The sequence below is a fragment of the Pyrobaculum islandicum DSM 4184 genome, assembly GCF_000015205.1.
Classification (GTDB): Archaea; Thermoproteota; Thermoprotei; order Thermoproteales; family Thermoproteaceae; genus Pyrobaculum; species Pyrobaculum islandicum.
On the sequence record NC_008701.1, the window covers coordinates 786,392 to 812,896 of the forward strand.

34 protein-coding genes and 3 tRNA genes are annotated in these 26,505 nt (G+C 44.4%); 15 read left to right on the forward strand and 22 right to left on the reverse strand.

Annotated features, from left to right (window positions below):
• The first annotated feature begins 23 nt into the window (after positions 1-23).
• Both PISL_RS04525 and PISL_RS04530 read left to right on the forward strand, forming a co-directional pair.
• Positions 24-293 (forward strand): hypothetical protein, encoded by a 270-nt coding sequence (locus tag PISL_RS04525; RefSeq protein ID WP_011762630.1) that lies wholly within the window; start codon positions 24-26, stop codon positions 291-293.
• The gene (locus PISL_RS04530) at positions 287-586 is read left to right on the forward strand and encodes a hypothetical protein (protein WP_011762631.1); all 300 of its coding nucleotides are present in this window, start codon (positions 287-289) and stop codon (positions 584-586) included. The genes PISL_RS04525 and PISL_RS04530 overlap by 7 nt, the downstream gene beginning before the upstream one ends.
• Positions 587-1,063: 477 nt before the next feature.
• Here the strand turns inward: PISL_RS04530 and PISL_RS04535 are convergent, their stop codons facing one another.
• Entirely contained in the window at positions 1,064-2,224 is a 1,161-nt protein-coding gene (locus PISL_RS04535) for a cystathionine gamma-synthase family protein (protein ID WP_011762632.1), read from the reverse strand.
• A gap of 183 nt (positions 2,225-2,407) precedes the next feature.
• On the opposite strand from PISL_RS04535, the gene PISL_RS04540 reads away from it, so the two are divergent.
• A complete protein-coding gene (locus PISL_RS04540) occupies positions 2,408-3,037 on the forward strand; it encodes a TrkA C-terminal domain-containing protein (RefSeq protein ID WP_011762633.1) in 630 nt (209 codons plus the stop codon).
• An 18-nt stretch (positions 3,038-3,055) separates the two neighbouring features.
• Here the strand turns inward: PISL_RS04540 and PISL_RS04545 are convergent, their stop codons facing one another.
• From PISL_RS04545 to PISL_RS04575, 7 genes are all read right to left on the reverse strand, one after another.
• The gene (locus PISL_RS04545) at positions 3,056-3,772 is read right to left on the reverse strand and encodes a mechanosensitive ion channel domain-containing protein (RefSeq protein WP_011762634.1); all 717 of its coding nucleotides are present in this window, start codon (positions 3,770-3,772) and stop codon (positions 3,056-3,058) included.
• A gap of 142 nt (positions 3,773-3,914) precedes the next feature.
• On the reverse strand, positions 3,915-6,287 hold the full coding sequence (gene rkd4, locus PISL_RS04550) for an arcadin-4 (protein WP_011762635.1): 2,373 nt from the start codon (positions 6,285-6,287) through the stop codon (positions 3,915-3,917).
• Complete coding sequence (rkd3, locus tag PISL_RS04555; RefSeq protein ID WP_167827620.1) at positions 6,265-6,435, reverse strand: arcadin-3; 171 nt, start codon at positions 6,433-6,435, stop codon at positions 6,265-6,267. Before rkd3 ends, rkd4 begins: the two co-directional genes overlap by 23 nt.
• 31 nt (positions 6,436-6,466) lie before the next feature.
• Complete coding sequence (gene rkd2, locus PISL_RS04560; RefSeq protein WP_011762637.1) at positions 6,467-7,060, reverse strand: arcadin-2; 594 nt, start codon at positions 7,058-7,060, stop codon at positions 6,467-6,469.
• Between the two features lie 2 nt (positions 7,061-7,062).
• Positions 7,063-8,352, reverse strand: coding sequence for a crenactin (locus PISL_RS04565; protein ID WP_011762638.1), 1,290 nt, complete (start codon positions 8,350-8,352; stop codon positions 7,063-7,065).
• 23 nt (positions 8,353-8,375) lie between these two features.
• Positions 8,376-8,717: an arcadin 1 gene (locus PISL_RS04570; RefSeq protein WP_011762639.1), complete on the reverse strand. Its 342-nt coding sequence runs from the start codon at positions 8,715-8,717 to the stop codon at positions 8,376-8,378.
• Between the two features lie 32 nt (positions 8,718-8,749).
• Entirely contained in the window at positions 8,750-9,466 is a 717-nt protein-coding gene (locus PISL_RS04575; RefSeq protein WP_011762640.1) for a nitroreductase family protein, read from the reverse strand.
• A gap of 44 nt (positions 9,467-9,510) precedes the next feature.
• On the opposite strand from PISL_RS04575, the gene PISL_RS04580 reads away from it, so the two are divergent.
• Together PISL_RS04580 and PISL_RS04585 are read left to right on the forward strand one after the other, a co-directional pair.
• The gene (locus PISL_RS04580) at positions 9,511-9,732 is read left to right on the forward strand and encodes a CpXC domain-containing protein (RefSeq protein WP_011762641.1); all 222 of its coding nucleotides are present in this window, start codon (positions 9,511-9,513) and stop codon (positions 9,730-9,732) included.
• Between the two features lie 48 nt (positions 9,733-9,780).
• Positions 9,781-10,164, forward strand: a complete 384-nt coding sequence (locus tag PISL_RS04585) for an Hsp20/alpha crystallin family protein (RefSeq protein WP_011762642.1) — start codon at positions 9,781-9,783, stop codon at positions 10,162-10,164.
• Here the strand turns inward: PISL_RS04585 and PISL_RS04590 are convergent, their stop codons facing one another.
• The 4 genes from PISL_RS04590 to glyS form a co-directional block, all read right to left on the reverse strand.
• Entirely contained in the window at positions 10,165-10,785 is a 621-nt protein-coding gene (locus PISL_RS04590) for a hypothetical protein (protein WP_011762643.1), read from the reverse strand. It abuts the gene before it with no gap.
• Positions 10,786-10,807: 22 nt separating this feature from the next.
• Positions 10,808-11,359, reverse strand: a complete 552-nt coding sequence (gene endA / locus PISL_RS04595) for a tRNA-intron lyase (RefSeq protein ID WP_011762644.1) — start codon at positions 11,357-11,359, stop codon at positions 10,808-10,810.
• Complete coding sequence (locus PISL_RS04600) at positions 11,356-11,706, reverse strand: hypothetical protein (RefSeq protein ID WP_011762645.1); 351 nt, start codon at positions 11,704-11,706, stop codon at positions 11,356-11,358. Before PISL_RS04600 ends, endA begins: the two co-directional genes overlap by 4 nt.
• 871 nt (positions 11,707-12,577) lie before the next feature.
• Positions 12,578-14,335 carry a glycine--tRNA ligase gene (glyS, locus tag PISL_RS04610; protein WP_011762646.1) on the reverse strand — a complete coding sequence of 586 codons (1,758 nt, stop codon included), beginning with the start codon at positions 14,333-14,335 and terminating at the stop codon, positions 12,578-12,580.
• 89 nt (positions 14,336-14,424) lie between these two features.
• On the opposite strand from glyS, the gene PISL_RS04615 reads away from it, so the two are divergent.
• The 5 genes from PISL_RS04615 (at position 14,425) to PISL_RS04635 (ending at position 17,119) form a co-directional block, all read left to right on the forward strand.
• Positions 14,425-15,309, forward strand: coding sequence for a cation diffusion facilitator family transporter (locus tag PISL_RS04615; protein ID WP_011762647.1), 885 nt, complete (start codon positions 14,425-14,427; stop codon positions 15,307-15,309).
• Positions 15,302-16,108 carry an agmatinase family protein gene (locus PISL_RS04620; RefSeq protein WP_011762648.1) on the forward strand — a complete coding sequence of 269 codons (807 nt, stop codon included), beginning with the start codon at positions 15,302-15,304 and terminating at the stop codon, positions 16,106-16,108. The genes PISL_RS04615 and PISL_RS04620 overlap by 8 nt, the downstream gene beginning before the upstream one ends.
• A gap of 96 nt (positions 16,109-16,204) precedes the next feature.
• Positions 16,205-16,720 carry a nicotinamide-nucleotide adenylyltransferase gene (locus PISL_RS04625; RefSeq protein ID WP_011762649.1) on the forward strand — a complete coding sequence of 172 codons (516 nt, stop codon included), beginning with the start codon at positions 16,205-16,207 and terminating at the stop codon, positions 16,718-16,720.
• 7 nt (positions 16,721-16,727) lie between these two features.
• Entirely contained in the window at positions 16,728-16,886 is a 159-nt protein-coding gene (locus tag PISL_RS04630; protein ID WP_053240543.1) for a DNA-directed RNA polymerase subunit P, read from the forward strand.
• On the forward strand, positions 16,886-17,119 hold the full coding sequence (locus tag PISL_RS04635; protein WP_011762651.1) for a hypothetical protein: 234 nt from the start codon (positions 16,886-16,888) through the stop codon (positions 17,117-17,119). Before PISL_RS04630 ends, PISL_RS04635 begins: the two co-directional genes overlap by 1 nt.
• On the opposite strand, the gene PISL_RS04640 is transcribed toward PISL_RS04635, so the two are convergent.
• From PISL_RS04640 to PISL_RS04650, 3 genes are read right to left on the reverse strand one after another with little or no spacing between them, the layout of a single operon-like run.
• A complete protein-coding gene (locus tag PISL_RS04640) occupies positions 17,114-17,890 on the reverse strand; it encodes a hypothetical protein (RefSeq protein WP_011762652.1) in 777 nt (258 codons plus the stop codon). The two genes, PISL_RS04635 and PISL_RS04640, sit on opposite strands and share 6 nt — an antisense overlap.
• Positions 17,880-18,644, reverse strand: coding sequence for an ABC transporter permease (locus PISL_RS04645; protein WP_011762653.1), 765 nt, complete (start codon positions 18,642-18,644; stop codon positions 17,880-17,882). The genes PISL_RS04640 and PISL_RS04645 overlap by 11 nt, the downstream gene beginning before the upstream one ends.
• Positions 18,641-19,552: an ABC transporter ATP-binding protein gene (locus PISL_RS04650; RefSeq protein WP_011762654.1), complete on the reverse strand. Its 912-nt coding sequence runs from the start codon at positions 19,550-19,552 to the stop codon at positions 18,641-18,643. The genes PISL_RS04645 and PISL_RS04650 overlap by 4 nt, the downstream gene beginning before the upstream one ends.
• Before the next feature lie 123 nt (positions 19,553-19,675).
• On the opposite strand from PISL_RS04650, the gene PISL_RS10690 reads away from it, so the two are divergent.
• The 3 genes from PISL_RS10690 to PISL_RS04660 all read left to right on the forward strand — a co-directional run bounded on the left by PISL_RS10690 (position 19,676) and on the right by PISL_RS04660 (position 20,629).
• A tRNA-Val gene (locus PISL_RS10690) sits at positions 19,676-19,803 on the forward strand.
• Positions 19,804-19,873: 70 nt separating this feature from the next.
• Positions 19,874-20,003, forward strand: a tRNA-Pro gene (locus PISL_RS04655).
• 32 nt (positions 20,004-20,035) lie between these two features.
• A complete protein-coding gene (locus PISL_RS04660; RefSeq protein WP_011762655.1) occupies positions 20,036-20,629 on the forward strand; it encodes an HAD family hydrolase in 594 nt (197 codons plus the stop codon).
• A gap of 8 nt (positions 20,630-20,637) precedes the next feature.
• On the opposite strand, the gene PISL_RS04665 is transcribed toward PISL_RS04660, so the two are convergent.
• Both PISL_RS04665 and PISL_RS04670 read right to left on the reverse strand, forming a co-directional pair.
• Positions 20,638-20,738 (reverse strand) — tRNA-Lys (locus tag PISL_RS04665).
• A gap of 23 nt (positions 20,739-20,761) precedes the next feature.
• Positions 20,762-21,481, reverse strand: coding sequence for a DUF72 domain-containing protein (locus PISL_RS04670; protein ID WP_011762656.1), 720 nt, complete (start codon positions 21,479-21,481; stop codon positions 20,762-20,764).
• A 35-nt stretch (positions 21,482-21,516) separates the two neighbouring features.
• On the opposite strand from PISL_RS04670, the gene PISL_RS04675 reads away from it, so the two are divergent.
• Positions 21,517-21,870 (forward strand): hypothetical protein, encoded by a 354-nt coding sequence (locus PISL_RS04675; protein ID WP_011762657.1) that lies wholly within the window; start codon positions 21,517-21,519, stop codon positions 21,868-21,870.
• 35 nt (positions 21,871-21,905) lie between these two features.
• Positions 21,906-22,115 (forward strand): hypothetical protein, encoded by a 210-nt coding sequence (locus PISL_RS04680; protein WP_011762658.1) that lies wholly within the window; start codon positions 21,906-21,908, stop codon positions 22,113-22,115.
• Here the strand turns inward: PISL_RS04680 and PISL_RS04685 are convergent.
• From PISL_RS04685 to PISL_RS04705, 5 genes are read right to left on the reverse strand one after another with little or no spacing between them, the layout of a single operon-like run.
• Entirely contained in the window at positions 22,112-23,011 is a 900-nt protein-coding gene (locus PISL_RS04685; protein ID WP_011762659.1) for an isoaspartyl peptidase/L-asparaginase, read from the reverse strand. The genes PISL_RS04680 and PISL_RS04685 overlap by 4 nt on opposite strands.
• Positions 23,008-23,487 (reverse strand): 30S ribosomal protein S4, encoded by a 480-nt coding sequence (locus PISL_RS04690; RefSeq protein WP_011762660.1) that lies wholly within the window; start codon positions 23,485-23,487, stop codon positions 23,008-23,010. The genes PISL_RS04685 and PISL_RS04690 overlap by 4 nt, the downstream gene beginning before the upstream one ends.
• A 33-nt stretch (positions 23,488-23,520) precedes the next feature.
• A complete protein-coding gene (locus PISL_RS04695; protein ID WP_011762661.1) occupies positions 23,521-23,982 on the reverse strand; it encodes a 30S ribosomal protein S13 in 462 nt (153 codons plus the stop codon).
• 28 nt (positions 23,983-24,010) lie between these two features.
• Entirely contained in the window at positions 24,011-25,426 is a 1,416-nt protein-coding gene (locus tag PISL_RS04700) for an ABC transporter permease (protein ID WP_053240320.1), read from the reverse strand.
• Entirely contained in the window at positions 25,426-26,496 is a 1,071-nt protein-coding gene (locus tag PISL_RS04705) for an ABC transporter permease (protein WP_011762663.1), read from the reverse strand. Before PISL_RS04705 ends, PISL_RS04700 begins: the two co-directional genes overlap by 1 nt.
• Between the last annotated feature and the right edge of the window lie 9 nt (positions 26,497-26,505).

A 26,505-nucleotide genomic window follows, 5' to 3' on the forward strand; every position in this document is an offset into this window, starting at 1 on the left:
TCCCGAGAGATAGAGACGGCTATATGCGGCTTGAATTAGCGTTAATCCCTATCATATTTGCCTTGGCAACGGCCGCTCTGACATTTCTAAAACCTGTAGAATTTCACTCAATAGACTTGACATCGATATTTGTCTACTGGCCGGAGTCTCTATACTATGCAGAGAGGGGAGATCCAACAGCTATATATCGTATTACAGGGCTTGTTACATGTCTCTCTAAAGGCGTAATCGAGGCGCCTCCCGGCATTTCCTTTAAAGTACTCAAGCTTATCTGCCGCTTTAACACATGGTAGAAGATATTCTAGAGGTTATAGCAGTTAACACTCTTGCCCTATTTACTCTAGCAATATTTTTAACACTCTATACATACTCTACGCCTAACGTATGTCAAGTAGCTGAGACAGTGTTAAAATTTCCCGGTTCTGAAATTCACGTCTATGGGCGTTTTAAGGTGTGGAACGATACAAAACACGTCTATTTATCGTGCGGCTTGGCGTTGTCTCGAGATAAAGTTCTCCAGATAAACAGAACAGAAGGCTTACTAAGAATAGGTAGTACGGCAGAAGGTAAGTTATATATATCTTAGATGTCAATAAGCTCTGGAAGTAATTCTTATGGTGTCTTTCTTTGGGATGTCATTTCTATCCCAACCTCTCAAGTGGTAGTAGTTGAGCAAGGAGTTGACGGGACAAGAAGAACTCAAAGCTCACGACTGAAGAACTCAACGCTCTATCGACTAGAGACAAGCGGGGGTTGGTGCACGAGGTAATCGAGGAGACATTTTAGAGATATTAATGTGTATGGGGACGACGTCTTGATGGCGTGGGTGTGGGAGAGGTGTCGAGAGTTGGTAGAGAAGGTGTGACAAGCCGCCTCTCCGGCGGCCTCTCTACTACACATAAACGACGTCCAGCCCCCTAAGGCGGCAGACAGAGATAAAACAATCAGACGTCCAACCCCACACAAGCCCCACCCCAAGACAGACCCCCAAACCCCCCAAAAAGAGGCCAAGAAAGAGATAGGGGGACGTACCTAGAGTCTGTGTATTAGCTCTCTCTACTGTTTATGGTATTACGTTCTCAAGAGCTTGAGCTAAGTCGTTGATTATATCATTCACATCTTCAAGTCCTACGGAAAGTCTGACTAGATCTTCTGTTATCCCTAGGATTTTTCTATCTTCTTCGGGAATAGGCGAGGCCGCGCTTGCCACAGGGTATGTGGCAATACTTTCCACGCCCCCAAGACTCGGGCCTGGCGTTATTAATCTTAACGACTTAAAGAATTTAATAACTGTCTCCTTGCCGCCCTTTACCCTAAAGGAAACTACGGCGCCAAATTTATCGCCAAAAAGTTTTTTTGCGATAGCATGATCTGGATGGCTGGACAAGCCTGGGTATATAACTTCGCTTACCTTGCTATGCTCAGATAAAAACTCTGCGACTGCCTTTGCGGATCTACATTGCTGTTCAAATCTTACAAATAGCGTTTTAAGACCGCGTAGCGTGAGAAATGCCTCAAACGGCTGCATAATGCCGCCAAGCATAGCTCTCCAGACCCACAACTCCTCAAGTAGCTCTCGTTTAGATACCACAGCCACACCGCCTATTACATCGTTATGGCCAGCGATATATTTAGACGTAGAATGTACAACAAAGTCCGCGCCGTGAGATATAGGCTGTATTAATACAGGCGTTGCAAAAGTGTTGTCAACAACTACGGTAGCCCCCAGATCTTTTGCTGCTTTAATAACTTCTGGAGTGTCTAAAACTCTCAACGTAGGATTTGTAATTGTTTCAAAAAATACAACATTCGGTCTGCTCTCCTTTAGAAATTCAATATATACGTCTGTGCTTGGATACGCCTTTTGCATCTTTACGCCAAATTTACTTAGAGAACTTAAAAGCCGTAATGTCGCGCCGTAGGCCTCCATCGTTACTAATATTTTTGCGTCTGAACGCAGTAGAGATAAAAACACAGAAGATAGGGCAGCCATGCCGCTATTAAAAGCAAGTGAGTCTACGCCTCCTTCAAGAGAAGCTAAAGCCTCTTCAAGAGGACGTAGAGTGGGATTTTCTTCTCTGCTATATTTGAGGTCAAATCCCCTGTCTGACTTCTGGGCCTCTCCCTCCATTCTAAATAATGCAGTCTGATAAATAGGAGGCTGAAGCGAGCCGTAAGGGTCGGAGTTTCTGTAACCCCTTACGGCTATAGTCGCCCTGCGCATTCTGTCTCTTTATCAATTTGCTATATAAATTTTTATAGCTCTATATCATCATTTTCAATGATCATATATAAAAACTAAGTATTTTCTTTTAGAATTCTATTGTAAGGACACTTAGATTGTTTATTGTTATTATACATATGTACTTAGGCTTAAAATCTATAAACCTTGTGTCATCAAGGTCATGTGGTTAAAGAGGCATTAATACTAGATAGCAATGACGACTTAGGCCCTCAATTAGCTAGAGTACTTGTAGAAAATGGGTATATAGTGAGAGTACTAGCGACACCAGAGCGAGGGAAAGCCTATGAGAGAGAACCGGTTTATATACACAACTTGACAGAAAACTACGAGAAAATAATCAGAGAGTTAGATTTTTCTCGTGTCGAAATAGCGATTTTTCCATCTCCAAATGATATGTTTAACCTAACATTTGCAAAAGTAGCTAAGTCCCAGGGAGTGCCTATCGTTGTTATAACCACTAGAAGTGACGCCATTGCAACAACAGCGGAAGAGGAGGGTATAATTGCCATTGTTACATACCACTGCGTGTTATCTAGGCTATTTAGACTACTCAATCTAAAATTTGTAAGATTGCTACAAATCAGAGGAGATGTTGCTATGTTAGAGATCTTAGTTACGTCAGATTCCAAGCTACTTGGAAAAACAATAGGCGAAATAGAAGAAGATACAGGGGCCAAGGTAGCGGTTATACGAGATGGCGAGTTTGTAGTTGCAAAAGATGCAGAGATACAAGAGGGTGATTATCTCATCGCAATAGGCCCGCGGGCGTATTTACAAGAACTCACAGAATAGAAAATTGCATCGTAAATATCAACGTAGGCCTAACTCTGTATACACTCTATCTAGTATTGCATACTTTAGTTCATCCTCTTGTCGCGGATCTCTCAAAAGTCCTCGTACAACTAAAACTATGCCCTTCACGCCTATTTTTTCGACATCTACACTCAGTCGCTCTAGTCCATACTCTTTAGCAACTTCGTTTACAAGTTCTCTAACTCTTTTCAACTCCTGCCGACGGGGTATAAATAGTCTTATTCTAACTTCATGACCCTCAGGAGCTTTTACACGTCTAAATGGCGTCTGTAATAACACTGTATATGGTATGTAGACATACTCTCTTCGTGGATCTCTCAAAACTATATACACATCTTCAAGTGCAGTTATGTAACCGCGTATATTGTCGAGTTCTATATAGTCTCCGATATGAAGATCTAATACTTTGGCAATAAACAGCCCTGTAAGATATTGTTCTAATATACGCCTAGTTCCAAGAGTTAAAACTCCCATGGCAACTATAAAAACAACTAACACTAAGTAGAAAAGATAGTGTAATTGTGTCATTGGGGAAACAATTGCGAGAAAAAGCGAAATAGAAAATAAAACTATTAGAAATTTAACTAAATAAAACTGTTCACTTGAAATAACTTTTAGAAATAATCTCCTTATAGAATATAAAAGTAAGAAGAATGACAAAATAGTGACAATAGTTGCAGTCAATAAGGTAGTAATAGTAATTGAGAAATCCATGAGATAGAAAGCCGTTAATTATTTAAGCGTTGAAAAAGAAGCCATTGTTTTTATTTGTAATCCTAGTTGCTCACTAGTGATGATAAATACGTGGGGCCTACGAAAGATGAGTAAGGTCTGGAGCTCTGAAGATTACGTTACTTTACTCTGCAACTCTAGAACTTTCCTCCTTAGTCACCATATATAGTCTTGCGTTTGGAACCGCGTCTTTTATCACATCTGCAAAATCGCCAGACTGTGTAGCTACTACGATCTGATAACGTGAAGAAAGAGATCTAACTAATTCTGCGAAAGCTCTCCTGATATTTACATCAACATATGGAATAGGTTCGTCAAATATTATAAAGCCAATTTGTATATTGGATATTTCCCTAAGCGCGAGAGCTAGGGCTAGAGCTATCGAAAGTCTTTGTCCATCGCTTAGCTTTGAAATACCGTATCTCTCGCCAGTGGGAGATATCGCATAGAAGTCGTAGTAGCCCTTACGTTGTTCTAGATCTACATTTACTTTTGAAATATCGCCATATCTATAGAGCGTTAGAAATACTTCGTTAAAGCGAGATTTTGCAATCTCCACTAACCGAGCTCTCGCGTTGACTTTGACAAGTTCAAACTTTGCCTTAACTTCTTGTAGCTTGCTATAGGCATAAAGCGTGTTATCTAGTGCCTTTTTCAAATTTTCCGCATCTCCCCCCACTTCTCTTACAATCTCTTCTAATACAGCCTTCTCTCTGTATAATTCTGCTAAACGGCTAGAAGTTCTCTCTAGCTCTTCGGTAATCTCCCTCCAGCGCATTTCCACATCTAAGATTTCTCTAACGACGCCGGCTTTGTTTAACATTTCCTCAAGCTCTTTAAGGCGGCGTTTTAGCTCTCGAACTCTAAGCATCTTTCCATATTTAGAAAGCGCATCTAAAATCGTGCGTTTGTCAACCCTAGTTATCAAAGAGTGTAATTTTTCAACACGTCTCTCTAGTTGTTTAAGTGCTTTTTCAGCCTGTATCATTTTCTTAATGATTTCTTCTCTCTCAAGTTTTAACTCCTCTAGTCTATTCTTTGTGGATAAATACTCTGCAACCTCGCCGCTTAATATTTCCATTTCGTCTACAGCTTTTTCATACTCTCTAATCCTCTCCTTTAGATTTTCTACTTCGTGTATTAACTCGCCAAATTTGCTCTCTACCTCTCTAGCTATGTTTAACGCAACCTCCCGACTTATGGGAGAGCCGCATATAGGACATCTATTGACGCCTATTTCCGCAATATAGAGAGATACCGTCTTAAGAGCCGAAATATATGCCATAGATTTCTCAGTTTCTTCGAGCCTCCTCTTCAACTCGTTGAGGGCAGCTTTAGCCGTTTCTAGAGATTGAAACGACTTCTGAAGCTCTTTAAACCGTATATATGACCTTTCAAGTCTCCTCAGTTTAGTCTCAACTTCTTTAATTTCGTCTTCAAGCTTCTTCACCCTAGCTAGATACTGTTCGTATGTCTTTCGTACTTCAGAAATCTGACTCTCTAAATCTTTTGATAATCTAACAAGGGCCTCATAAGCTTCAACCATGGCAGCCGATAAAGATTCTAGGTCTCTAGTTGTGAGTTTTTCAAGAAGCTCATGCCCCAGTATATGTTCATACTCCTCTAAGGCCTCTTGCAGAGCGTCTCTAATTTTCTCAACGGCGTCTAAACCAACATCTTCGCCTGTAGTTGATTCCAAGATCTCTAATTCAGATCTCGTTTTGTAATACTCCAATAAAATGTTCTCGTTCTCTCTGATTTTCTCCAAATAGCCGGCTCTTCTCTTGGCTAACTCTTCTACTGTTTTAGTAAGATTTACCTCGCGCTCTTTTAACGCCGCCAGCTCACCTTCTATAGTCTCTAACCTAGTTACAACGCCTTTATAGCCACCATATTTCTTAATTATATCTCTATATTTTTCATATGTAGAAAGTCTTTTTCTCAAATTTTCGGCTTTCTCCAACAGATATTTCTCTATAGATGACACAACTCTTAAAATGTTGTCAATTATGTCAATACCAAATAGACGGTCTACTGAAAGCGTTCTCTTTTGTGCTGTGCCGTATATAAAACCCTCTAGAGTCCTATGCGAAATATATACAAGTCGTTCATATATGTCTTCGTCGGCTCCTATGAGTTCAACTAGTCTTTCTTCAGCATCTCTATCTCTTAGTTTAATGCCGTTATAAAGTACAACAAGCTTCTCAGATCCCCGCCGCCCTAGTCTTCTTTCTATACGAAGTTTGTCGTTGCCTCTGCGTAATTCTAGCGCTACATTGGCTTCCTGAGCGTCTACATTAATCAGATCTACAAGTTTTGCTACTCTCTCTCTTACCTCAAGCTGTTTTCCAAAGAGGGCATATTCTATGGCATATAGGAGAGAGGTCTTCCCAGCCCCGATTCTTCCCAATAAAATTGTAACATCCCCTAGGCTTACCTCATGTCTCCCCTTGTATGACCTGAAATTTTCTAGTTCAATCTTTTCTATCCTCCACATCGATGCCTAATCTCCTGAGATATTCTACTAACGTGTTTTTAGCAGCTTTTACGCCGCCCTGCCTATACGCAACTATTAGAGACTCCGCAAGTCTCCCCTCTTCTGTATTTCCAAATACTCTTCTAACTTCTTCAAGCAGTACATCCACAGTATATAATGCTATAAAGACACTTATATTATTAACTCCCACTCTTTCCTCTAGACCTTAAAATTCTAACCCACTCGTTCTCCACCACAGAACCTGGTGTAACTTGGGTCTCTCTAGGAGGTTGTCCACCGGTCTGTCGTCTTACTTCTTCGATTCTCTGATCTATATACCTCTTTAATTTTTCATAAAGCGTTTCCTCTAGTTTTTTCAATTGAGAATTTATATACTCAAGCATAGTCGACTTTAGAATTTCGAACTTGTTAGTATCAGCCACAGTAGTAGCTGTTAATCGCGGTTTTGCAAATATCTTAATCTCGACGCCCTCAAGCCCTCTAGATGGATCAACTACAACCACCCCAACTCCTTGGTTTTTAAAGTACCGTGGATCTATAAATAGAGTAGCCTCTGGCAGAATAGCAAGATATATCTTTGAGACCTCTTTTGTCAATAATTCGCCCACCCGCTTATATATCTCGGCCTCCTCATAGATCTCAGAGAAATAGACCCCTACTGCCACTTTATTTAGTCCTTCTTCAAAAAGAAGAATCCACCCGCTTTCCCCAATATATTTCATCCCAAGAGTTTCAGAAAAGTATCTAATAACTAATAGTTTTGGAAACTCCACACCTACTTAATAAAGTACCAACCCTCTTTTGTTGAATCAGACCATTCAAGCGAGAGAGGCAGGGCATAGCCATATATTACAGCGCCTCTCCAGACAGAATATTGTGGCTCTAAAACAAGGCGCACGTTTACTCGAGACGCCAACACCGGGTTCTTCTCCTCCAGCGCTATTTTCACCCTGGTGACACTATCTACAGCCACATCTTCTAAACCTGGAGGTACACGCCAGCTAAAGGCACCTCCGCTGAGAATTATCTGAGAGGCCACTCTATCCTGTATCTCTACAGAGACGTTTCTAAGTGAAGCGATAATCGCTGTTGCTACATCCATCTCTCCATAGAGAGTAACATCGCCTATAACTGCGTTTTCTATATGGAGACGTGACTGCTCAATGTAGCTCTTTATCTCCTCGTGGTTGGGGTCAAAGACTATTTCGCCAATTAAGAACCTCGTCCATGCGTATTCTTTTGGAAACTCCACTTCTACAACAGGAGACAGTCTGACCTTAGTCACAAATCTATCTGGGTCAGACTTTGCCGTTTTAATAGCTTCTTTTAAATTCCTAGGGACTAGGCCAACAGCCCTCTTCACTACTTCAACCGCATATTCTTCTCTAGCGATGTCACTGTAGCCTATATCTTTTAAAATCTCCCTAGTTATCGCGTTGGCCTCCGCTCCTCCTCTGTTCAACGCCACAAGCCCCTCTCTAATGAGCGCGAAGCTAATTGGCGCTATTTGTATATTGCCATGCCCCCCCTCTACAATTATGCAGTTAACAGCGTTTTCTGCAATAGCGACTGCCAATGGTTGAGGTAATATCGTCACCGCATATATTTTAAATTCGTTTGCAAGCTCTGTATATATGTCAAAAAAAGATTTATACATATAATCGGGCGCTAGGGCGGATAGTGCAATAGAGATAAGCCAACCTCTGAATTCTGGATCAGATACTGGAAACTGCGCCAGAGTATACCTTGCAAGCTCTTTTAAAACTCTCCAAGCGTCTTCATCATCTCTCCTAGCTATGCCGTCTTTTAGAGGATACTTAAGATTACGCTGTACATCTCTAACACTAGAGAGGTACTTACGTACTTCTTCATCTCCAACTACAAGACCCCTCGACAATACTTCTGGGGGTATCCGCATTTTTACAGACTCTGGAAGATCTCTAAGAAAGAGACCTCTCGTCTGTGTAATCTTCGGTTCGTTAAGTGTAATTGGGCCATATTTAATATAACTAGTACCATAGTCAACGCCGAAGGTATATTTGAGCCTATACGCGTCTGAAATCACAGAAGAAGCCCTATATAGCTATTTTAACTTTCTGGCTTTATCCTAATTTCCCCACCCTCTATAATTATTAAAACTATATCGCCGACATCAACATCTCCAAACATCTCAGCTTCATCATCTGCTAACCACAGCGTAACTCTCGGGACAGCAATTTTACCTCCGCCAAACGGGAGTGATCGCACTATCTGCGTTACAAGAGGCATGACCTCTCGCATCAACTGCGCCGTTTGTTCGTCTTGTGTGGAAAAAGCCGCAACAGGCCCTGGTAGTTCTTTCTCTTCTATAATATCGATTTTTATATACCTTGCACCAGTGGGGTCATAGACAAGTTGTTTAGAAATAACTACGCCCTTAATTGTGGCCATATCGCCTAGACCTATCCTATATATAAAAACTTTCAGATAAAGTCAAGTTCTTTAAGAAGCGTTTCTAATGTTGTACCACGGCTATCGAAATATCCGCCTCTCCCTGCATATTTAATCAATAGTCTTAGCCAATTGCCGCTCTTTGAGACTCTTGACATCTCTGTAAAAGCATTTTTTAACTCTGCCTCTGTATATCTCCTGTATTCATTTAGGTGAAACAACATGTCTAGTGGTAGACGAGGCCGCGGTGGTGGGTATTCGTCAGGAACGCCAATTACAAGCCCAAAGAGAGGATAGGTGAGTTTAGGTAAATTCAGAATTTTTATAAGCTCACGTGGTGCATTCTGTACAGCGCCGATGAAACAAGAGCCATATCCAAGCGCTGTCGCTGCTAAAGCCATGTTTTCAGCTGCTAACGCAGCGTCTATAGCGGCGAAGACGAACAACGCAAGTCTATGTTCAACTATGTCGTTGCCTCGATACCTCAGAAGCTCCCCTAAGCGGTATAGATCCGCTAGAAATACGAAAAATTCCGCACCTTCCTCAACATGTGGCTGCTCTATTAAACGGGCTATCTCGGCCCTCTTTGTCTCATCTACTACCCTTATGGCGCTCCAGAGGTGGAGAGTGGCATCGGTAGGCGCGGCTCTACCGGCCTCCATGATTTTTACAACGTCTTCTTCTGGTATCTTAACCCTCTTAAACCTCCTAATTGATCTTCTCCTTTGGACAACTTCGAAAAAGTCCACGTCTTCTAAAGAAAATTATATATAAGGCTATCAACTCGGAGACTATGGTCGCTCAAGAATTTCCCGAAGATTGGGAATATTCAGGAGGTGAACTTGAAAAGACTCTGAAAGTGAGAGTGACATGTCCATATTGTAAACACAAGTTTGAGATAGAGATAGGAGAGAGTTGGTATAATATCGGCTTTAGTATTACATGTCCCAAATGCGGCCGTTCATTTCCGGTCAACGCGTACGGCGAAGTAATCGGCGTGGTGCAACCAAAATAATTCGGATAATACTAGGCTCTGTTTTTTAGCTAGGTGCGTTATTAATTTATGGAGCCTGTCAAAAAAATCGAAGAGGGACTAAAAGAGTTATACGATACTAACGTCGGCAAAGTGGAGAGACAACCTGATGTAGACATATACGACTTAGGAGACAACATCGTCATATATGTCGATTTACCTGGGGTGAAGAAAGAAAACATAAAGGTGAGGATATATGATAGAGCAGTAGAAATAGTAGCCTCTCCGACACAAGACGGGGGAGGGAAGCCTGTAAGAAGAGAAAGAATTTCTAACTTTCCAGTATCTAGAAAAATAGAGCTACCCTACAGACTAAGGGTAGACAGCGCGCGGGCCATCTACCGGGAGGGCGTTTTACAAATAGTAGTGACAAAAGCGGGAGAATACGGAGTAGCAGAATTAAAAATAGACTAATTATTCGGGCGGCGGCAGGCTTATCGACAGCAATTTTGCATGTTCTGAGGTAATATCAACCTCTCTATATTTTTCTAACTTTGCAACGTTACCCTCAATCTTCACCCTGTGGAAAAAGAACTTGCGGTTTGGAACGTCGGCTGTGAAGAGTCGTATCTCCTTTAGCGATGCGAGATAGTCTGCAAGCTTCTTATCTGCCAACACGGCGGACAATTGCTTGGTAGCTAGCCACACTCTCACGTGGATACCTATGGCGCCCTTATAGCCGGCTTGCGATAGAGCTGATAGAATCTTCTTCGTGATCTCGGCGACGTAGCTGAGCTTCTGCTCGCCTCCGAAAGATAGATATACTATATCCGGCTTGTAGTCTATTACCTTCTTAGCCACTTCAGCCTCCTTTCCGTCTTCGTATGTGAGGACGATTGCAACCTCGTCTCTGTAATTGTCTTTTGCAACATAAGACGTAATGAGTGCGGCAGCCATCGCGCTACATATCCTATCTGGATATGTTATCACTGCCACTCTCCTATACCCTTCCAACATATGTTGACCAACTAGATATCCTGTTAGAGACCTTAGGTATATTTCTTGTTCTAGTGCCGCTCTACTTGCCGTTATCATGAACCAATTTCGAATTCCACTTTTAAAGTTTAGCCCAAGAGAAACCAAGTAGCACTACTTCTCCAGTTTGTTTAGACACTGTTGCTAGAGTAAAGGTCTTTTTAACACTATGGCTCAGCCTGCCCCCTCTTGTTATATCGGTGGCAGAAATCCCTCTGTCAGGTTCTAGAAACACTACAACCATAGGAGCGTGGTCTATGCCTGGGCCTCTCTCGTAGACGGAAAAGAGAGCGCCGAATTTAAGTCCACTTTTAACAACATATCCAAGATCTCGGAAATACTTATAGATCTTGTATATATCATCAAAATTTTTTATCTTCTCTCTGCCTAATTCTATTAATTTTTCCGGCAGTACTTCTGTGCCGTTTTTTGACACTACCTTTAGCTTACCTCTCTCAGCTAGATAAAGAGCTTCATACAGCGCCAATATCAAAGGAGCGGATATCTTGTCAACTTCCTCTCTTCTTACTTTATCATAACCTAAGAACCTGCCGTAGAAACCTTCTTTGTATAATTTCCTAGCAAATTCTACATCTTCTACTACTACTGCAAGCCCCTTTAGCACGCCCTTCATTTCTTCCTTATAGTTACCACAGTGCCATCGGCAACGCCAAGTGTCCTAAGAACGTCTATAGATATATGAACCTCGCCCTTTGGCACTTTTTCGTCGTGAACAACTTTGAAAACTCTCTTTTTTTCATGTGCAGAACCCCCGGGCGCCACGATTTCAACCTCTTCTGGCCTGCCAAGCTCCTCGTATACATCAGTAGGTAATTTAGCCACACCCTCCTCTACGCCCTCTGCCGCCTTTACTCTAACTCTACGTTCTCCCTTTTTCTGTTCCTTTTTCTCTTGTTGCGGCGTCAAATAAGGCGGTATAAGTAACCTCCTCCCTCTCTCTATATCTTTATTCTCTGCCATAATAATAACTGTTTATAGCCTTTAAAACTCTTAATACCAGAAGTCTTATCTCTTAGACAGAGATATAGGGATAACGGCTACAATAAGCCGTCTGTCCCTAGGCTATTGCGCCTAGGGACTTTCTCCTCGTCTGCACCTTCACCGGCGTCTAAGATACCTCGGATGTGGGGCCGGGTGGCCATCCTTGAGTGCCCGCCTTTCGATGTTTATGACGGCCGCCACGTCTCTCCCCCCACTCCCGCCCGCAGCGTGAGCACCGGCGGAGCCTCGGGGCGTTGCCCCTCACGAGTTTCTTCTCGCACCGTGGGCAGGGGGTGCCCCTCGGATTCACCTTCACAACCAGAACGCCGTGTATTGGTCAACAGCTTTAACGGCGGCTTTTTTATGATACGATTGATATTTGGCATGATTGTCGCGTTAGCCCTCTTCACGGCCCTCGGCATTACTACGATGAAATCCGTTGTAGCGTCAGCGCTAGTTCTGGCGTCTATTTCTGCCTTAGGGCTGATGATTTCATAGAGATGTCAAAATCGCCGTGTTGGTTTAGCCATCATAGCTGCCGACCTGCTGAAGAAGGCCGTCGCATGCGATTTAACGCCAATCGTGTGGCTTGGCATCTATATCACAACGTTTACTATCGTTATGCCTGGCTTTCTAGCCGAAAGCCCCGCCCTATGGGGCGGGCGGACGTCTCCCAACAGACGCTGTGAGGAAAATGGATTGAATACAGACGCGTTTTGCGAATTGGAGTCTCAGGGGGCCGGGCTGTCAGTGAAAGCACAAGCAGGGAAAGACTTCGTCTCTAAGGGCGGCGCGTAAGTAGGCTTTAGTTATGCTTCTTCAAAATATCAACCTGCTTAATACCAAGCTGTTATACTGGGTGTGCTCCCAGCGTCTCTGCAACATCTTGAAATGTCATACCTCTTTTAACCATTGCGACAAAAGTGGGAACTTTCTCCAATTTTATTCTTACTTGTCTCTTGGTATCGCGGTCGCGAATTGTAACTGTCTCATCAACTGGAGTTTTTTCATCTATAGTAACAGCCAAGGGGGTACCAATTTCATCACAATAGGCGTATCTACTGCCTATCGTACCCTCGTCTTCATATATGACTGTAAACCCCTCGTCTCCCAATCTCCGCATTAGCCTCCTCCCTATTTCAACATAGTCTGCCCTCTTTACAATGGGCAAGATACATACAGCCACTGGCGCTATGTCGGGAGGTAGCCTTAGATATACTCTTCCATTTTCTATAGCTACGGCGTGTTCTAAAACTACGTAGAGAATTCTGTCAAGACCAAAGGATGGCTCTACGACGTGTGGTACGAATTTCTCTATATCTGTCTTTCTCTTCTCAATCTTTATGAAGACCATGTCACGTGTAATCACATACTGACCTAGGACAACCTCTTGTCTTCCTGTTCTAAAAGCCTCTAATACCATATTTTCATTTTCTTTTAACGCTTTGATTACCTCGCCGGTCTTTTCACCATATTTCTCTCTTATTGCTACTGGATTTGGATAGAGCCGGGCTACTTCTACTTCTCTCGGCGTTGGAAGCCGTCTCTCCAAGACTAGCTCCTGTCCGCTGTATTTACTATGGCCAGAGAGGTCGTAGTCTGTACGGTAGGCGTGTCCTGACACTTCTATCCAGCCGAATCTCTCTGTGAGAACCATCTGGTCGTAAGACTTGGCTGAGTAGTGGGCTCGCTCGTGGGGTAGCTTGCCTAAGAACTTCTGTCTCTCTACCGGGACGCCTAATTCTTTTAGAAACTTTGTTGCAAGAGCCATGAAAAAGGCCATCCACTCGTTAGCGTAGCCGCGTTCTACTATCTGTTTTGCTGTGAGATATAGAGGCTCTGTACGGCCCTTAGCTACAAACTCCTCTGGAACAATTGGTACTTCTAGGTTTTCCACATCTGAAAAATAGGGACATTTAGGATTTTGTGGATCAAAGAATAGCTCTATCTCCATCTGTGTAAATTCTCTTAGTCTCACTAAGCCGCCTCTTGGCGATATTTCGTTTCTCGCCACTCTACCAATTTGTGCAACTCCAAACGGGTGTCTACGACCAACGTATTCAGCCAGGCGTGGGAAAGCCACGAAAATTCCTTGTGCAGTCTCCGGCCTTAAATATCCGACGTTTTCACTATAGGGACCTATAGTGGTTTTAAACAATAGGTTAAATCTCTCCACATGGCCTAGCGGCCCTCCACATGCCGGACACACGATCCTATACTCCTCTATTAGACGTTGTAGCTCGGGCGTAGAGAGGCCCTCGGTAGATATCTTTATTCCCTTTTTCGCCAGCTCCTCCTCTACTAAATGGTCAGCTCTATACTTCCTGCCACATTTTGTACACGTCACTACATAGTCTGTAAAATGGTCTAAGTGTCCAGACGCCTTAAAAACAAGCTCGGGCATTATAATTGGCGTCTCTACTTCTATAATAAGGTCCTGATAAGGAGTGACAAAAGTCCTTCTCCACTTATCAATAATGTTACGTCTAAGTTGAACTGCGAGAGGGCCGTAGTCGTAAAATCCGCTGACGCCTCCATAGATTTCAGACGACGGCCAGTATAAAAGCCGCCTTTTTACTATTTCCTCTAGTATCTCAGCGTTGCGCATTAACAAGAGAAAAATCCGGTATTTTTAACTAGATTGGCGTTTAGACACAAGCAGGTGCCACATATATTAACACTCTCTGTAAAAACTTTGTGAGACCTTCCGTAAGGCTGTGGCTTGCATCTCTTTACCTCTTTATCATGGGCACCATCTCGTTGGCGTATACACTAGTGGAGTTGCTACTTGGCATAATGTACAGCAGTCTTTTAGTCACTAGCGACGCTTTCCACGGCTTTATAGATGCCGCTATAGCATATGTTTCTGGCTTTGGACTTTACTACGCATCAAAAAGAGGAAGATCTTTCCCCTGGGAGATCTACCGGCTGGAAAGCTTGCTTACTCTACTCTCTGCGTTTGTAGTACTCGGCTTTTATACATATATGTTAGTCACCTCGATAAGATTCGACAGCGAGCCGACGCCGCTGTGGATGACCACCTTATTACTAATTGGGGGAGCTCTTACATACCTCATGTATCTATGGGAGAGGCGCAACTATGACATGCTCAAACTTGAAATACTCCGGGCAGATGCGCTTCACGCCAAAATAGATGCCGCGTTGTCTATTGCGTCAACTATAGCTGTAGTTATAAGCAATATGTTCCACCTCATAGTTGCTGAAGTTATAGCAATTATTGTGATATATGGATATGTGATCTATGAACTTGCTAGACTTTCAAAAGAGGCAATGTATGGAATCTTAGGCGCGTTGTATAGAGACCCAGTCCTTGAGGAAAAAATCAGAGAAATACTCATAGAGTTGGGGAAGCCTCTCGTTGTAAAAATTAGGAGGGCAGGCAGTTTTCTCGTTGTATATTCACTAGTTGCAGTAAGTTCTGACATGACTGTGGGGAAACTCCACATGTTGAGAACCAGAGCTATTAAGGCAATCTCGAGAACGCATCCGCTTATTGTCCATGTGGATGTAAAAATCGTGCCGAGGAGATATAAACGTATTGAGAAGAGTCGGTATGCTTAAAAACGTCTGTACGCCACGCGACGTTAAGCTATTTGGCGCACCTATGGAAGATACCGTAAGCTTTAGACCTGGAACGCGGTTTGCTCCCCAGAAAATACGTGTGATAATGCCATATCTAGAATACACCACAGTTTTTGGAAATATGGCAAAACCTATATGTGACTTAGGTGACGTGGAATTACTCCAGGGGGCCCCTGCGGAAAATATAGCGAGGATAGAACAGTTTATACAGAAGGTGGAGCCTCCGTTTATTATGCTCGGCGGAGAGCACACAGCCACGCTGGCTGTATTAAACGTAATAAGACCAGACACCTATGTCCATGTCGATGCACATTTTGATCTTAGAGACGAGTGGCCACCCGGCCAAAAGCTGTCGCACGCTACGTTTGTAAGAAGAGCACATGAGAAATTGGGTTTCTACGCTATATATATAGGCGTCCGGGCATATGACGACGAAGAGTATAAATACGCTGAAGAGACTCAGTCGTTTATAATAGAGGGGTCTGATTTTACTAGAAGCGACGTGGCTAATGCAATATCTACAGCCTCTGGCAGAGTATACCTCAGCCTTGACATAGATGTATTAGATCCTTCCGAAGCGCCAGGCGTGGGAACTCCCGAGGCCGGGGGGTTGAGTTTTCGAAAACTCGAATATTTACTAGCCGACCTTATACTTACGTTAAAACCTGTGGCTGTCGACATAATGGAGTACTCTCCTCCCTATGATGTTTCAGATGTCACCGCGGTTAAAGTTATACGACTTCTCATGCATATAGCAACGCTTTTGGGAAGAGAATAAAAATCAGCCAGTATGCCTCTCCTCATACTCAGCCGCGAGCTACTACATCACACACTCATAGAAACCACAGATTAAAAAACAAATCTTCTCTTAGCTATGAGAGCTCTCTTCATAGGACGTTTTCAGCCGCTACACTGGGGGCATGTAAAAGTAGTAGAGTGGCTTTTGACACATTATGATGAAGTTATTGTGGCGGTTGGCTCGGCAGACAAGGCGTTTACCCAAGATAATCCATTTACGCCAGGGGAGAGACTTGAAATGTTTAGGAGACACTTCGGCGCAAATTGTAGACTCCTCTACTGTACAGTGCCAGACACCGGAGGTTCTTCCAGCCTGTGGGGGGCCTACTTACGCCACTGGTGTCCTCCGCACCATGTGGTATATTCAAACAACCCTTGGGTTGTCGCAACGCTAAAACACTGGAATATCGACGTCAGAAGCCACCCCCAGTTTGGGAATTACTCAGCTACTGTAGTTCGCCAGTTGATGTCTCAGGGAGATAAAAAGTGGAGAGATCTCGTCCCCCCAGCTGTGGCCGAGTATATAGATGAGATAGGTGGAGTTGAAAGAGTACAGCTTCTATATGGCAAAGTTTATAAAGATGGTCGTTAAAAACGCCGTGGCTGAAGAAAGAAAGATATACGTTTGTATGAGATGCGGCAGAGTGTTTTCTAAGTCTGAAATGGAGATCCTCCCTGGAATTAGATGCCCCTATTGCAACTTCAAAATTATCATGAAGGTCAGGAGCCCAATGGTTAAGAGAATCCCCGCTATCTGATGGCGACGGACTTCTCACAGGCGGCAGAGCAGTTTAGAAAATCAAAGCTTGCAGAAGCGTTAAGAGTAGATGTAGTCGGAAATAGACTCATAGTCGACGTGGAGACAGGCAGAGTAAGAGGCTATATAATTGCCGTAAGAAAGGGGAGGGTAAGAATGAGGGTAGATGGCTATACCGTCGTGTGGGACCCCGAGACAGACACCGTTACGTGGGCCGGGGGTAGAGGGCTATAGCTCTGCTCCCCATTTCCCCACACGTCGGTATTTACTCAACGCAGATCTAGCCGCATAGATAGAAGACATATAAAATGTCGCAGTAATTAAAACGCCTACTAAAAGCATAAGAATCGGATCTAAAAGCCAAATCCCCGTGGCGGAGTATACAAGTGGCGCAACCACGTAGTGAAATGGAGAGTACAAGAACCAACGGGCGACCTCGGGAGACATCGCTGTGGGCGGGATCATGCCGCCAGAAAGCGGAATGCCCCACTGGATGACGTTAGCCGCCACAACTGGGTTTCTCAACTTAATAAAAAACAGAATTGATAGCGACGTTATACATGCTGAGGCGAATATAAAGACGGCGAGAGATACGGCAAAATACATAGGTTGCGCAGGCAGTGGTATTTCTCCAAATACAAGGTAGTATACGGCATATTGAACTGTTATGCCAGGCGCCGCCGCGGCCGCCATAGCTACCGACGTCGAAATTAAAAAAACGTGAAGTCTCTCTGGGGTGACAGCCACGTAGTCCATAATCCCGCTTCTGACATAGTTACTAAACATAGCCGCTCCCCATGTCTGTGTTGAAAACATCATCAATGCCAGAGACCCCCAGAACAAGAGACGTGCTGTCTCAACTATACTCCCCCCGTACCAAGCCACAGCTAGTATAACAACCAGGAACCACATTGCATCTGCCACGGCGTTTGTGGCAAGGAAAAGCGGCGATTTAAAATTGAAAAGGAAAACGCGCCAAAGTTCGTGTATTAAGCTACCAAACATGGTAACGCCCAGACCTCTGAAGACTTCTGACGTAGAAGTTCCACACGACGACTCCTAGTGCAAAGTAGGCCATATAGCCTAACAATGGGCCGAGGAGACGTATAGGCAATTCAAGGGCCAGCGCTAAAGATCTAACGGCCTCGGCCCAAGTGGCGAAGGGAAGTAGATGAGATATAGCTTGGAGCGCCCCCGGGAGGATAGACGCTGGATATAACGCGCCGCCGAAAAACATCACAGCGGCATTCAAAACTGAAGAGAGGGGGCCAGGGTTCCGTACATATGGCAGTAGATACGTCAGCGCTAAGGCGATCCCGAGAAGTGGCAGTGAGAAGATTGCTGCTGTCAACACTGCAAGAGTCATGGCGGCGGCGTATACAGGCCCTTTAATCACAGCCAAAACAACAGCTGCAGTTACTGCAACCCCCAGCCCAAAAAACATAAACTGTGTGACATAGAAGGCCATTAACACCGCCAGAGGATAGGATGGCGAAGCTATTAAATACTCCAGTTGGCCGCCGGACATAAAGATATACAAATCCCAAAGCGCTTCACTTGTGGCTATCTGTGCAATTACCGCTATCACAACGCCGACAAGCTGATACACGAACTTCTCAATGTCCGCCTTCCCCCTTGACACTACCCAGCCTGCGGCGTAGAATAACAAGGCGAAAAAAGGCATAAGCAGAGAAACTGAGAGAGACAGCGCGTAGAGACGGAGGTAGAGCCTAACCGCTAGATATAAGCCGGCTCTCATGCCCCACCCAATGTCTTTACCAAGACCTCCTCTAGAGGAGGCTCATGAACTCTTGCCTCTACTACTTCGCAACCTTCATCGAGAACCTCCCTTATGAGGATCCCAAGCTCTCTTCCGCCAGCGCTGTCTCTAATGAAAATTCTCTCTTCGCCGTTGCAAATCGCCTTTACGACAGCTACAGGTCGGAAGCCCAAGCGGCTTTTAAGTTCTATGGGAGTCCCCCTGGCTATTATTCGACCGTCTACAATCACAGCAACTTCGTCAGAAAGCTCTTCGACCTCGTAGAGGTTGTGTGAAGTGAGTAACACAGCCCTTCCCTCATTCTTCAAGCTCTTTATCACCTCTCTTATCTTCCTAGCGCCTACGGGGTCTATGCCCACCGTGGGCTCATCAAGTAGTAGGAACTCTGGGTTATTTATAAGCGCCTTTGCAAGACCTAGCCTCGCCTTCATCCCGGCGCTATACTCCTCGTAAGGCCTATCCCGCGCTTCCCAAAGACCCACTAGTTCAATAAGCTCAAGAGCGCGGCGGCGCGCCTCTCTTCTACTAAAGCCATACAACATTCCGTAGTACACTAGATTCTCCAAGCCGGACAGTCTGCCAAAGAAGCCCTTGTCTGGATAAAGCATTAGTCCTATAATCCGTCTTACCCTATGGGCATCTTTAACTACATCATAACCGCCTATATACACCTCACCTCTGTCAGGCACTAACAAAGTCGCAAATATACGAACCAACGTGGTTTTGCCAGCGCCGTTCGGCCCCACTAAAGAAAGAAGTCGCCCCCTATCTACAGCTATATCCACCCCTCTCAAGGCCTCTACTATCCTCCGTCTACTTCTAAGGAGGCCAAGACGTTCTCTTGTAATAAACCTTTTATATATGCCGACGCCAATAGCGAAGCTCATGGCTAGCTCTTCGGCGTTAGATAAAAGTCTTCTTGTCAAACTCTCTATATATAAAGGGTGAACTTTGTAAAGTCTATTTTACATGGCGTCAAGTTTTTAAAACCCTTCTAAAAAGATGTGAGAGGGCCCGTAGTCTAGCGGTATGATGCCCGCCTTACAAGGCACACCCGCAACAGCCTAGGAGCGCGGGTGGTCCCGTCAACCCCCCGCCGGGGGGTTGGGATAAGGTTCGAATCCCGGCGGGCCCACCAAATCTTTCGTCTATGTAAAATAGCGGAACCTCCCTAGAAAGCTTAAATATAGTGTCTAATAGTGGAAGTAGGGGCCGTAGTCTAGCCTGGTAGGATTGGGTCTCGCCCCCTGAGGCGTGGCTTGGGACCGATGTCGGCGAGAGCCCACGTGATCCCGGGTTCGCGGCGGAGCCGGCCTAAAAATCCCGGCGGCCCCACCATTAGTTTTTAAAATCCACACCTTTACAACAACATGTATGTATTTGACCTAGATGGGACGTTAGTTGAATCTGTCAACGCTCACATAGCCGCTTGGTTAGAAGCTCTTAAACTCCTTGGAGTTGAGAAGAGATATGAAGAGGTTAGGCCTCTGATGGGGTTGCCGGCGCGAGATATCGCCACCGCGCTTTTACCAAATCGCGCATTTGAGCTCGTGGCGTTAAAAAACAAACTCTTCTTGGAAAAGTATCTGTCTCTAGTGCGCCCTTACGACGATGTATACATTCTGGAGAAGTTGCCTAGACCTATAGCGATTGTTACTTCGTCAAGCGGCTATGTGGCACGACGAGTGATAGAAGTAGTAGGTCTAGCACGTCTCATAGATTTTGTCCTAGGCGGCGATGAAGTTCCAAGAGGAAAACCCGCGCCAGATCCCCTCTATGTTATAAGTCGGCGTTTTTCTGTCGACACCAGAGATATAATCGTTATAGGAGACTCCGATTACGATATGGAGATGGCTAGGAGGGCAGGCGCCTATGGGGTCTGTATAGCAAGATATAATGTTTGCAACGGCGCAAGGAAAGTCATATACAGTCTTTACGAACTTCTTACACCTCTATCACTATAAGACGATAGTGGCGGGCCCGGTGGGATTCGAACCCACGACCTACGGGTTAAAAGCCTCGGCAGACCTAGCCGGGTCCTCCGCCGCTCTAACCGGGCTGAGCTACGGGCCCCGCAATGTTCTATGGCCAACTTTTTAAATTTTTTGCCGTTGATACAACAAGCGTTTAAACTCTACGGCGTCTTCATACATATATACATTGTTAAACATTATGTATACGCTCTCTCCGCTTAAACGTCTCACTATGGTAGCGAGTCTCTCTAGATCTTCAGAACTGTATTTATACCGGTAATTAACCTCGCCCTTGCCGAGCCCATGTAGCCGAAAATAGTAAAAATGTCCATGTATAGGATCTCTCTTTAGGGGATCTACTGCAATTACAACTCCTAATTCTGCTATTTTTTGTATAAGCGCTAGGTCTTTATAGGTCTCTCCCCTAGGCTCCCATGCAATTTTCCACTTGCCAACTATAGAGGCGAAGAAATCGTAGATATACGGCTCCGGTTTTAAACTCGGTGGCGTTTGAACAACAAGTACCTCTGGCCTAAGCGGCGCTATAGCGTCTACAAACTGTTGCCACAGCTCTAGGTTTTCTTTCGTGGGTTTTAAAACGCCATGTTTATCAGTGGGTTTAAACCCCCTCGTTCTCTTAAAAGTTGGGCTATTTGGGGGATGCGTAATACCTTGGAACACCTTAGCTGTAAAGTGAAACTCGGGCGCCTCTTCCCGTAACTTCGCCATTTTCTCAGGGTCTGGCATATTGTAGAAAGTATCTTGTAGTTCTACCGCATCTAATGTGTTGTATATGTATCGTCTAGATTTTGGAAATCCGCAAGTACCGACGAAAAATTGCATGTAATGAAGTTATAAGTCTATTAAAAATTGAGACTGTGGAGAAGAGATCGATATATTCAGGGCCGCAGAGCTGTTATGCTATTGCCGAGGGAATCTACGTAGAAGGCGGCAGAATGGATTTAGCGAAAGCCGCCGCGCACCTATACCTACATATGAGAGACTTGGAAAGGGGGTTCACCTACGATCACGAATGTAGACGTATAAAGATGACACCGGAGCTTTTTGAGGCGAGATCTAAGTTTCTAGTTAAACTCTGTAGAGAGCAAGGCGGCTCCGACTGTGACGAAATAGAGAAGTTGGTAAATTACGTATTGAAAAACTACGAACTACCGACGTGGGCGCTTGAACAAGCTAGAAGAAAAATCGTTAAAGTAACTCGTCTAATGTAGTATAAACCTTTATATACTACGTCTCTAAGGCTGTAATGGACGGAAAAGAGGAAAAGAGACAGGGCGTCGAAGAGCTTCTCCGCAGACTGCCTGTGGATTATAGAGAGGAGGAGGGCGAAATAGTGGTAAAAGTAGGCAAAGGTAAGAGGTTGCCGGAGTCGCAGTTTAGAGAGACTATAAATGAGTTAAAGAAGATGGGATTTAAGTTTGATCCCGATACAAAAACCTGGAGGAAGAAGGTCTAGAGGTCTACATAAATTTCACCTGGTTTTCCCCAGCCTCTCGCCATCGCCCTCGTATTATATGCATACGCTGGGTTGCCTCTAGCGTCTATCCCAATGATTCCCACAGTGCCAGAGCCGTAGATTTCGGTGGTTTGTTTTACAACATTCTCTACGGCCTTTGTTATATCGCCTGTTTTTATAAGCTCGTCTCGCGCTCTGAGACAAAGATGCGACATTATAATTACCTCGCCTATCCCCGTGGCGCTAAATGCCCCAACGCCGTTTTCAGCCCAATAACCAGCCCCAGGTATAGGGCTGTCTCCCACCCTGCCCGGCCACTTAAGCCATACGCCACCTGTAGACGTCGCTGCCGCTAGATTGCCGTCTCTATCAAGTGCAACAGCGCCTACAGTATCGCCAAGAAGACTAAGTACTTTTTTATAAGGCCACCTCCCCTGTCTAGCCTCGTTGATAACCTCTAGAAACCTTTTGTTTTTCTCCTCTGTATAGAACTTGTGCCGCGCCTCTAGTAGGCCCACTCTCGCTGCGAGAAGTCTAGCGCCCTCTCCTGCCAAAATTATGTGGTCAGTAAGCTCCATCACATAACGAGCTAATCTCACGGCACTTTTAACGCCTTCAACTGCAGCAACGGCGCCGGCGCGTTTTGTCTTTCCGTCCATCACGCCAGCGTCTAAATATATACCTCCATCTATCGCATATGCGGCCCCATAGCCTGCATTAAAAACACCGCTACTCTCCATATATTCCACTGATACAATTACTGCATCTAGTGCAGAGCCTCTCTGCGCAGCGAGGATACCCTCCTCGATAGCCCCCCTGAGTGTCTTTTTTACTCTCTCTTTCTCGTCTTCGCCTATTTTCCAGAGACCGGCGCCGCCGTGTACTGCGACAATCACTCTATTAACGTAATTTTGTCTTCTAAATCTCGTGGAACTAAAAACCCAGGGGAGGTGACCCTCCTCCCGGCTACAGCCACATGGCCATGCACTACTAGTTGTCTTGCGTGATAGATAGATTTCGCAAGCCCCTTTCTATATACGATTGTTTGAAGTCTCCTCTCTAGTATTGCCCTTACGTCTAGTGAAAGTATTCTATCAAGTGGGACGTTGGGATCCTCTATAAAGCCCATTTTGTATAGTTTCTCCTTAAATGGCAATTCTAAAGGAGCTCTCTCTTCTGGCGTCATCGAAAGCAATGAACGCGCGCGTCTAACTATCCACTTGAGATGGGCCCTGGCGAGCCAGAGCTCTTTCTTATTTCTCAAGCCGTATTCGCCCACAAGCTGTAGCTCTTCAAGCAACAATTGCTTATTCCAGATTTTCTTCGGTTTGCCCTCTAGGTACTTCTTCTTAGGCTTTTTTAAACCGCCCATACCGTCGCTTTATATATACCGCTTTTTAAATTTTTACTTACCGCCGGCTGCCGCCTTCTTTTTAGTGACGCCAGCCACAGGGCCGAGTCTACCCGTAGTCACAGTCCTCTGGCCTCTGACTTTAAGACCTAGCGAGTGTCTTACGCCTTTCCAACTCTTTAACTTCTTCATAAGATCTACATCTCTTTTAGCCGCTAGTACTAACTCTGCGCCAATCAAGTGTAAGTCTTTACCTGTCTCTGGATCTTTCCTTCTGTTTAAAAACCAAGCGGGGGCCAGCTCGTGTAGATTTCTAACAGCCCAGTCAAGTTTATTTATCTGCTCCTCGCTTAAAGCGCCTAATATGGCGTGTGGATCTATGCCAAGTTTTCTACAAATGGCGTAAGCCGTGGCGATGCCTATGCCTCTTATCTTAGTCAATGAATAAGCTACTTGTTTATTACCATCTAAATCCGTATCCCCTATACGTACTATAGCGCGTATCTCTTGAGACACGAATGCTTAAAAGAGACGCTTTTTAAATTTACTGTCTCTTAAGCCTCGGGTTTACAAGCGGCTCAAGAGCAAAAAACACAAGAACAAAGCCCACCGCTGTTAAAACAATAAGAAAGCCCGGCGGAAGAATCCACCACCAGGCGAAGTTTTGTAAAGCGCCGTTATCAAACGCCTGTTGTAATATCTGACCCCACGTGGGGATCGAGGGGTCTCCTAACCCAAGAAAACTTAGGCCAGCTTCAGACAAAATGGCGCCTGGAATGTTAAATATTATTAAAGCAAATGAATAGGGAAGTACTGGTGGCAGTATATGTTTTCTCATTATCCATAGTCTCCCTGCGCCAGCTAATTTAGCGGCTTCAACAAATTGACTACTCTTTATACTTAAGACCATAGATCTTACTATTATAGTAACACCCGCCCAACCAAATAAGACAAGCACAAAAATTATATTAAAGAGACTCCTCCCCAACACAAAGACAAACAGTATCAAGAGGGGGAGTGTCGGCAAATTATTCATAACATCTGCAAATCTTTGAACAGCTTCATCTACTCTACCACCTATATACCCACTTACTATCCCAAGAGTTACGCCTATTAAAGTAGCCAACATAGCTACGACACCTCCTATAAAAAGCGCGACTGGAAAGCCAAAAAGTAAACCTTGGGCCAAATCGCGGCCTAGGTAATCTGTGCCCATTGCGCCATATACAGCACCTTGTATAACAAGTCTAACGAGCCCTATGTTGTCTCTCTTATCACCGACCAACTCGACCTCGAAGACGTATATGCCCCTAAGCGGCTTAAAAGACTCAGCGACGCATTTATTAGACACAGCTCTCCCAAATATTATATATGGGAGTAGGCCGGCATCTCTTACATCTGAAGTTGTACAATTAACACCTAGGGTATTGGCAAACGCTGTGACTTTTCTAATGACTTGTGGCTCGGCTCCTAACACTATAGTTCTCGGGCTTTCTACAAATCTAACATAAGGCGGTTGTTCGCCGGAGCGAGGAGGCGGTATCCCGCCGTCGTAATCCATTAACACAATCTCTACGCCATCTGGCCTCTTTACTTTTAAAGAGATAATTGGAATATCTCTATAGAAGGTCAAGTTTACATATTTAAGGATTATTCCAGTTGGGAACTTATCTGCATCAAAATTGTATATAAAGACCCATTTCTTTATATTCTCTACTTCTTCACTAGGTTTATCTAAGTCATTTACATAATGCCGCGGTAATTTATAAGGCACAAAATAGTTGAACCACTCCGGCGGCACCAACTTTGGGTAATCCTCCCAATATTTAGGATTGGACCAATATCTAGTTCCATAATCAAGTGGGAAACTAATTATTACATAAACTGAGACTAGAGAGAATACCAAAAGGATTAGAGTCCCGGCAAGGCCTGCGGGGCTTCTTATAAATTCTTTAAACATCATGTCAACCTAATTCTTGGATCTACAATCACGTACAGAATCTCTAGTATAAATCTAGCAATGATATAAACCAGTGTAAATATATAGGTCAAGGCAAAAATAACTGGCTCGTCTAACGCAGTAATTGCAGAATAATAAAGCGAACCCATGCCGGGCCAGTTAAAAACTCTCTCAGTTATGATATAGCCAGAGATAGAAAAAGCCAAGCTAAGAATTAAATTTGTCAAAATAGGCGGCAACGAGGGGCGGAGGATATAGCGTCTCCTCACCAAACCCTCAGGCAAGCCCTTAGCTCTTGCAAAAGCGACAAAGTCCTCTTGTGAAACACTGAGCACAATATTTCTAGTGCCATATGCCCAACTCCCAAAAAACACGATGAAAGATGCCAACAGAGGCAATGAAAGATGCCATAATACGTCTAATACATAAGCCAGGGGGTCTGAGGGGGGCGGCGTGGAGACCATACCCCCTGGCGGAAATATTTGGATACCCCAGAGGATCTTTGGCGCGTATGCCAAAACGAGGATTAATACTAGGCTCACAAACCAAAGAGGTAAGGCGTATGAGGCAGCTGAGAGTATTGAGATTATTCTATCTGCCCTACTGCCCACATTAGATCCTATATAAAGCCCTAGCCATATCCCCACGAGAGCTGTAAGAGAGATCCCTGTCGTCGTTAGAATTATCGTATTAGGCAGACGGTCTAGAATGAGGTCTGAGATTCTGTTTGACCCCCAAGAAGATTGTAGAGTTCTCGACGTACCGAGATCTAGAAGTAACAAACGCTGTATTAACTGAGGTAGTCTAACAAACCAAGGTTTGTCAAGCCCAAGCGCCTCCGCCCTTGTTTTGTTATACTCTGCAACAGCCTTCTCTATGTACGCAGGGTCGAAGCCTTGTCTAATAAGCTGTTGCTTATACTCCTGTACCTCGGCGACGAGTATAGACTTTAATAATTTATCCGAGAGGCCAGTCGCTCCGAGAATCACTGCCAGTAGCACCAATACCCCAATTAGGACTATTACAAGAGTTATAGCTTTGACAATAAGCGTTTTTACAAGAGAGGCCATAGAAAGATA

What these genes read in the sequence shown, in the direction of transcription:
- PISL_RS04625 (WP_011762649.1), top strand. Translation starts at nt 16,205, where the DNA reads ATGAGAGCTCTCTTCATAGGACGTTTTCAGCCGCTACACTGGGGGCAT.
- PISL_RS04650 (WP_011762654.1), bottom strand. Translation starts at nt 19,552, where the DNA reads ATGAGCTTCGCTATTGGCGTCGGCATATATAAAAGGTTTATTACAAGA.
- PISL_RS04690 (WP_011762660.1), bottom strand. Translation starts at nt 23,487, where the DNA reads ATGGGCGGTTTAAAAAAGCCTAAGAAGAAGTACCTAGAGGGCAAACCG.
- PISL_RS04700 (WP_053240320.1), bottom strand. Translation starts at nt 25,426, where the DNA reads ATGTTTAAAGAATTTATAAGAAGCCCCGCAGGCCTTGCCGGGACTCTA.
- PISL_RS04635 (WP_011762651.1), top strand. Translation starts at nt 16,886, where the DNA reads ATGGCGACGGACTTCTCACAGGCGGCAGAGCAGTTTAGAAAATCAAAG.
- PISL_RS04620 (WP_011762648.1), top strand. Translation starts at nt 15,302, where the DNA reads ATGCTTAAAAACGTCTGTACGCCACGCGACGTTAAGCTATTTGGCGCA.
- PISL_RS04660 (WP_011762655.1), top strand. Translation starts at nt 20,036, where the DNA reads ATGTATGTATTTGACCTAGATGGGACGTTAGTTGAATCTGTCAACGCT.
- rkd4 (WP_011762635.1), bottom strand. Translation starts at nt 6,287, where the DNA reads ATGTGGAGGATAGAAAAGATTGAACTAGAAAATTTCAGGTCATACAAG.
- PISL_RS04680 (WP_011762658.1), top strand. Translation starts at nt 21,906, where the DNA reads ATGGACGGAAAAGAGGAAAAGAGACAGGGCGTCGAAGAGCTTCTCCGC.
- endA (WP_011762644.1), bottom strand. Translation starts at nt 11,359, where the DNA reads ATGAAGGGCGTGCTAAAGGGGCTTGCAGTAGTAGTAGAAGATGTAGAA.
- PISL_RS04525 (WP_011762630.1), top strand. Translation starts at nt 24, where the DNA reads ATGCGGCTTGAATTAGCGTTAATCCCTATCATATTTGCCTTGGCAACG.
- PISL_RS04600 (WP_011762645.1), bottom strand. Translation starts at nt 11,706, where the DNA reads ATGGCAGAGAATAAAGATATAGAGAGAGGGAGGAGGTTACTTATACCG.
- PISL_RS04580 (WP_011762641.1), top strand. Translation starts at nt 9,511, where the DNA reads ATGGTCGCTCAAGAATTTCCCGAAGATTGGGAATATTCAGGAGGTGAA.
- PISL_RS04570 (WP_011762639.1), bottom strand. Translation starts at nt 8,717, where the DNA reads ATGGCCACAATTAAGGGCGTAGTTATTTCTAAACAACTTGTCTATGAC.
- PISL_RS04535 (WP_011762632.1), bottom strand. Translation starts at nt 2,224, where the DNA reads ATGCGCAGGGCGACTATAGCCGTAAGGGGTTACAGAAACTCCGACCCT.
- PISL_RS04705 (WP_011762663.1), bottom strand. Translation starts at nt 26,496, where the DNA reads ATGGCCTCTCTTGTAAAAACGCTTATTGTCAAAGCTATAACTCTTGTA.
- PISL_RS04545 (WP_011762634.1), bottom strand. Translation starts at nt 3,772, where the DNA reads ATGGATTTCTCAATTACTATTACTACCTTATTGACTGCAACTATTGTC.
- PISL_RS04670 (WP_011762656.1), bottom strand. Translation starts at nt 21,481, where the DNA reads ATGCAATTTTTCGTCGGTACTTGCGGATTTCCAAAATCTAGACGATAC.
- PISL_RS04585 (WP_011762642.1), top strand. Translation starts at nt 9,781, where the DNA reads ATGGAGCCTGTCAAAAAAATCGAAGAGGGACTAAAAGAGTTATACGAT.
- PISL_RS04530 (WP_011762631.1), top strand. Translation starts at nt 287, where the DNA reads ATGGTAGAAGATATTCTAGAGGTTATAGCAGTTAACACTCTTGCCCTA.
- PISL_RS04640 (WP_011762652.1), bottom strand. Translation starts at nt 17,890, where the DNA reads ATGTTTGGTAGCTTAATACACGAACTTTGGCGCGTTTTCCTTTTCAAT.
- PISL_RS04645 (WP_011762653.1), bottom strand. Translation starts at nt 18,644, where the DNA reads ATGAGAGCCGGCTTATATCTAGCGGTTAGGCTCTACCTCCGTCTCTAC.
- glyS (WP_011762646.1), bottom strand. Translation starts at nt 14,335, where the DNA reads ATGCGCAACGCTGAGATACTAGAGGAAATAGTAAAAAGGCGGCTTTTA.
- PISL_RS04590 (WP_011762643.1), bottom strand. Translation starts at nt 10,785, where the DNA reads ATGATAACGGCAAGTAGAGCGGCACTAGAACAAGAAATATACCTAAGG.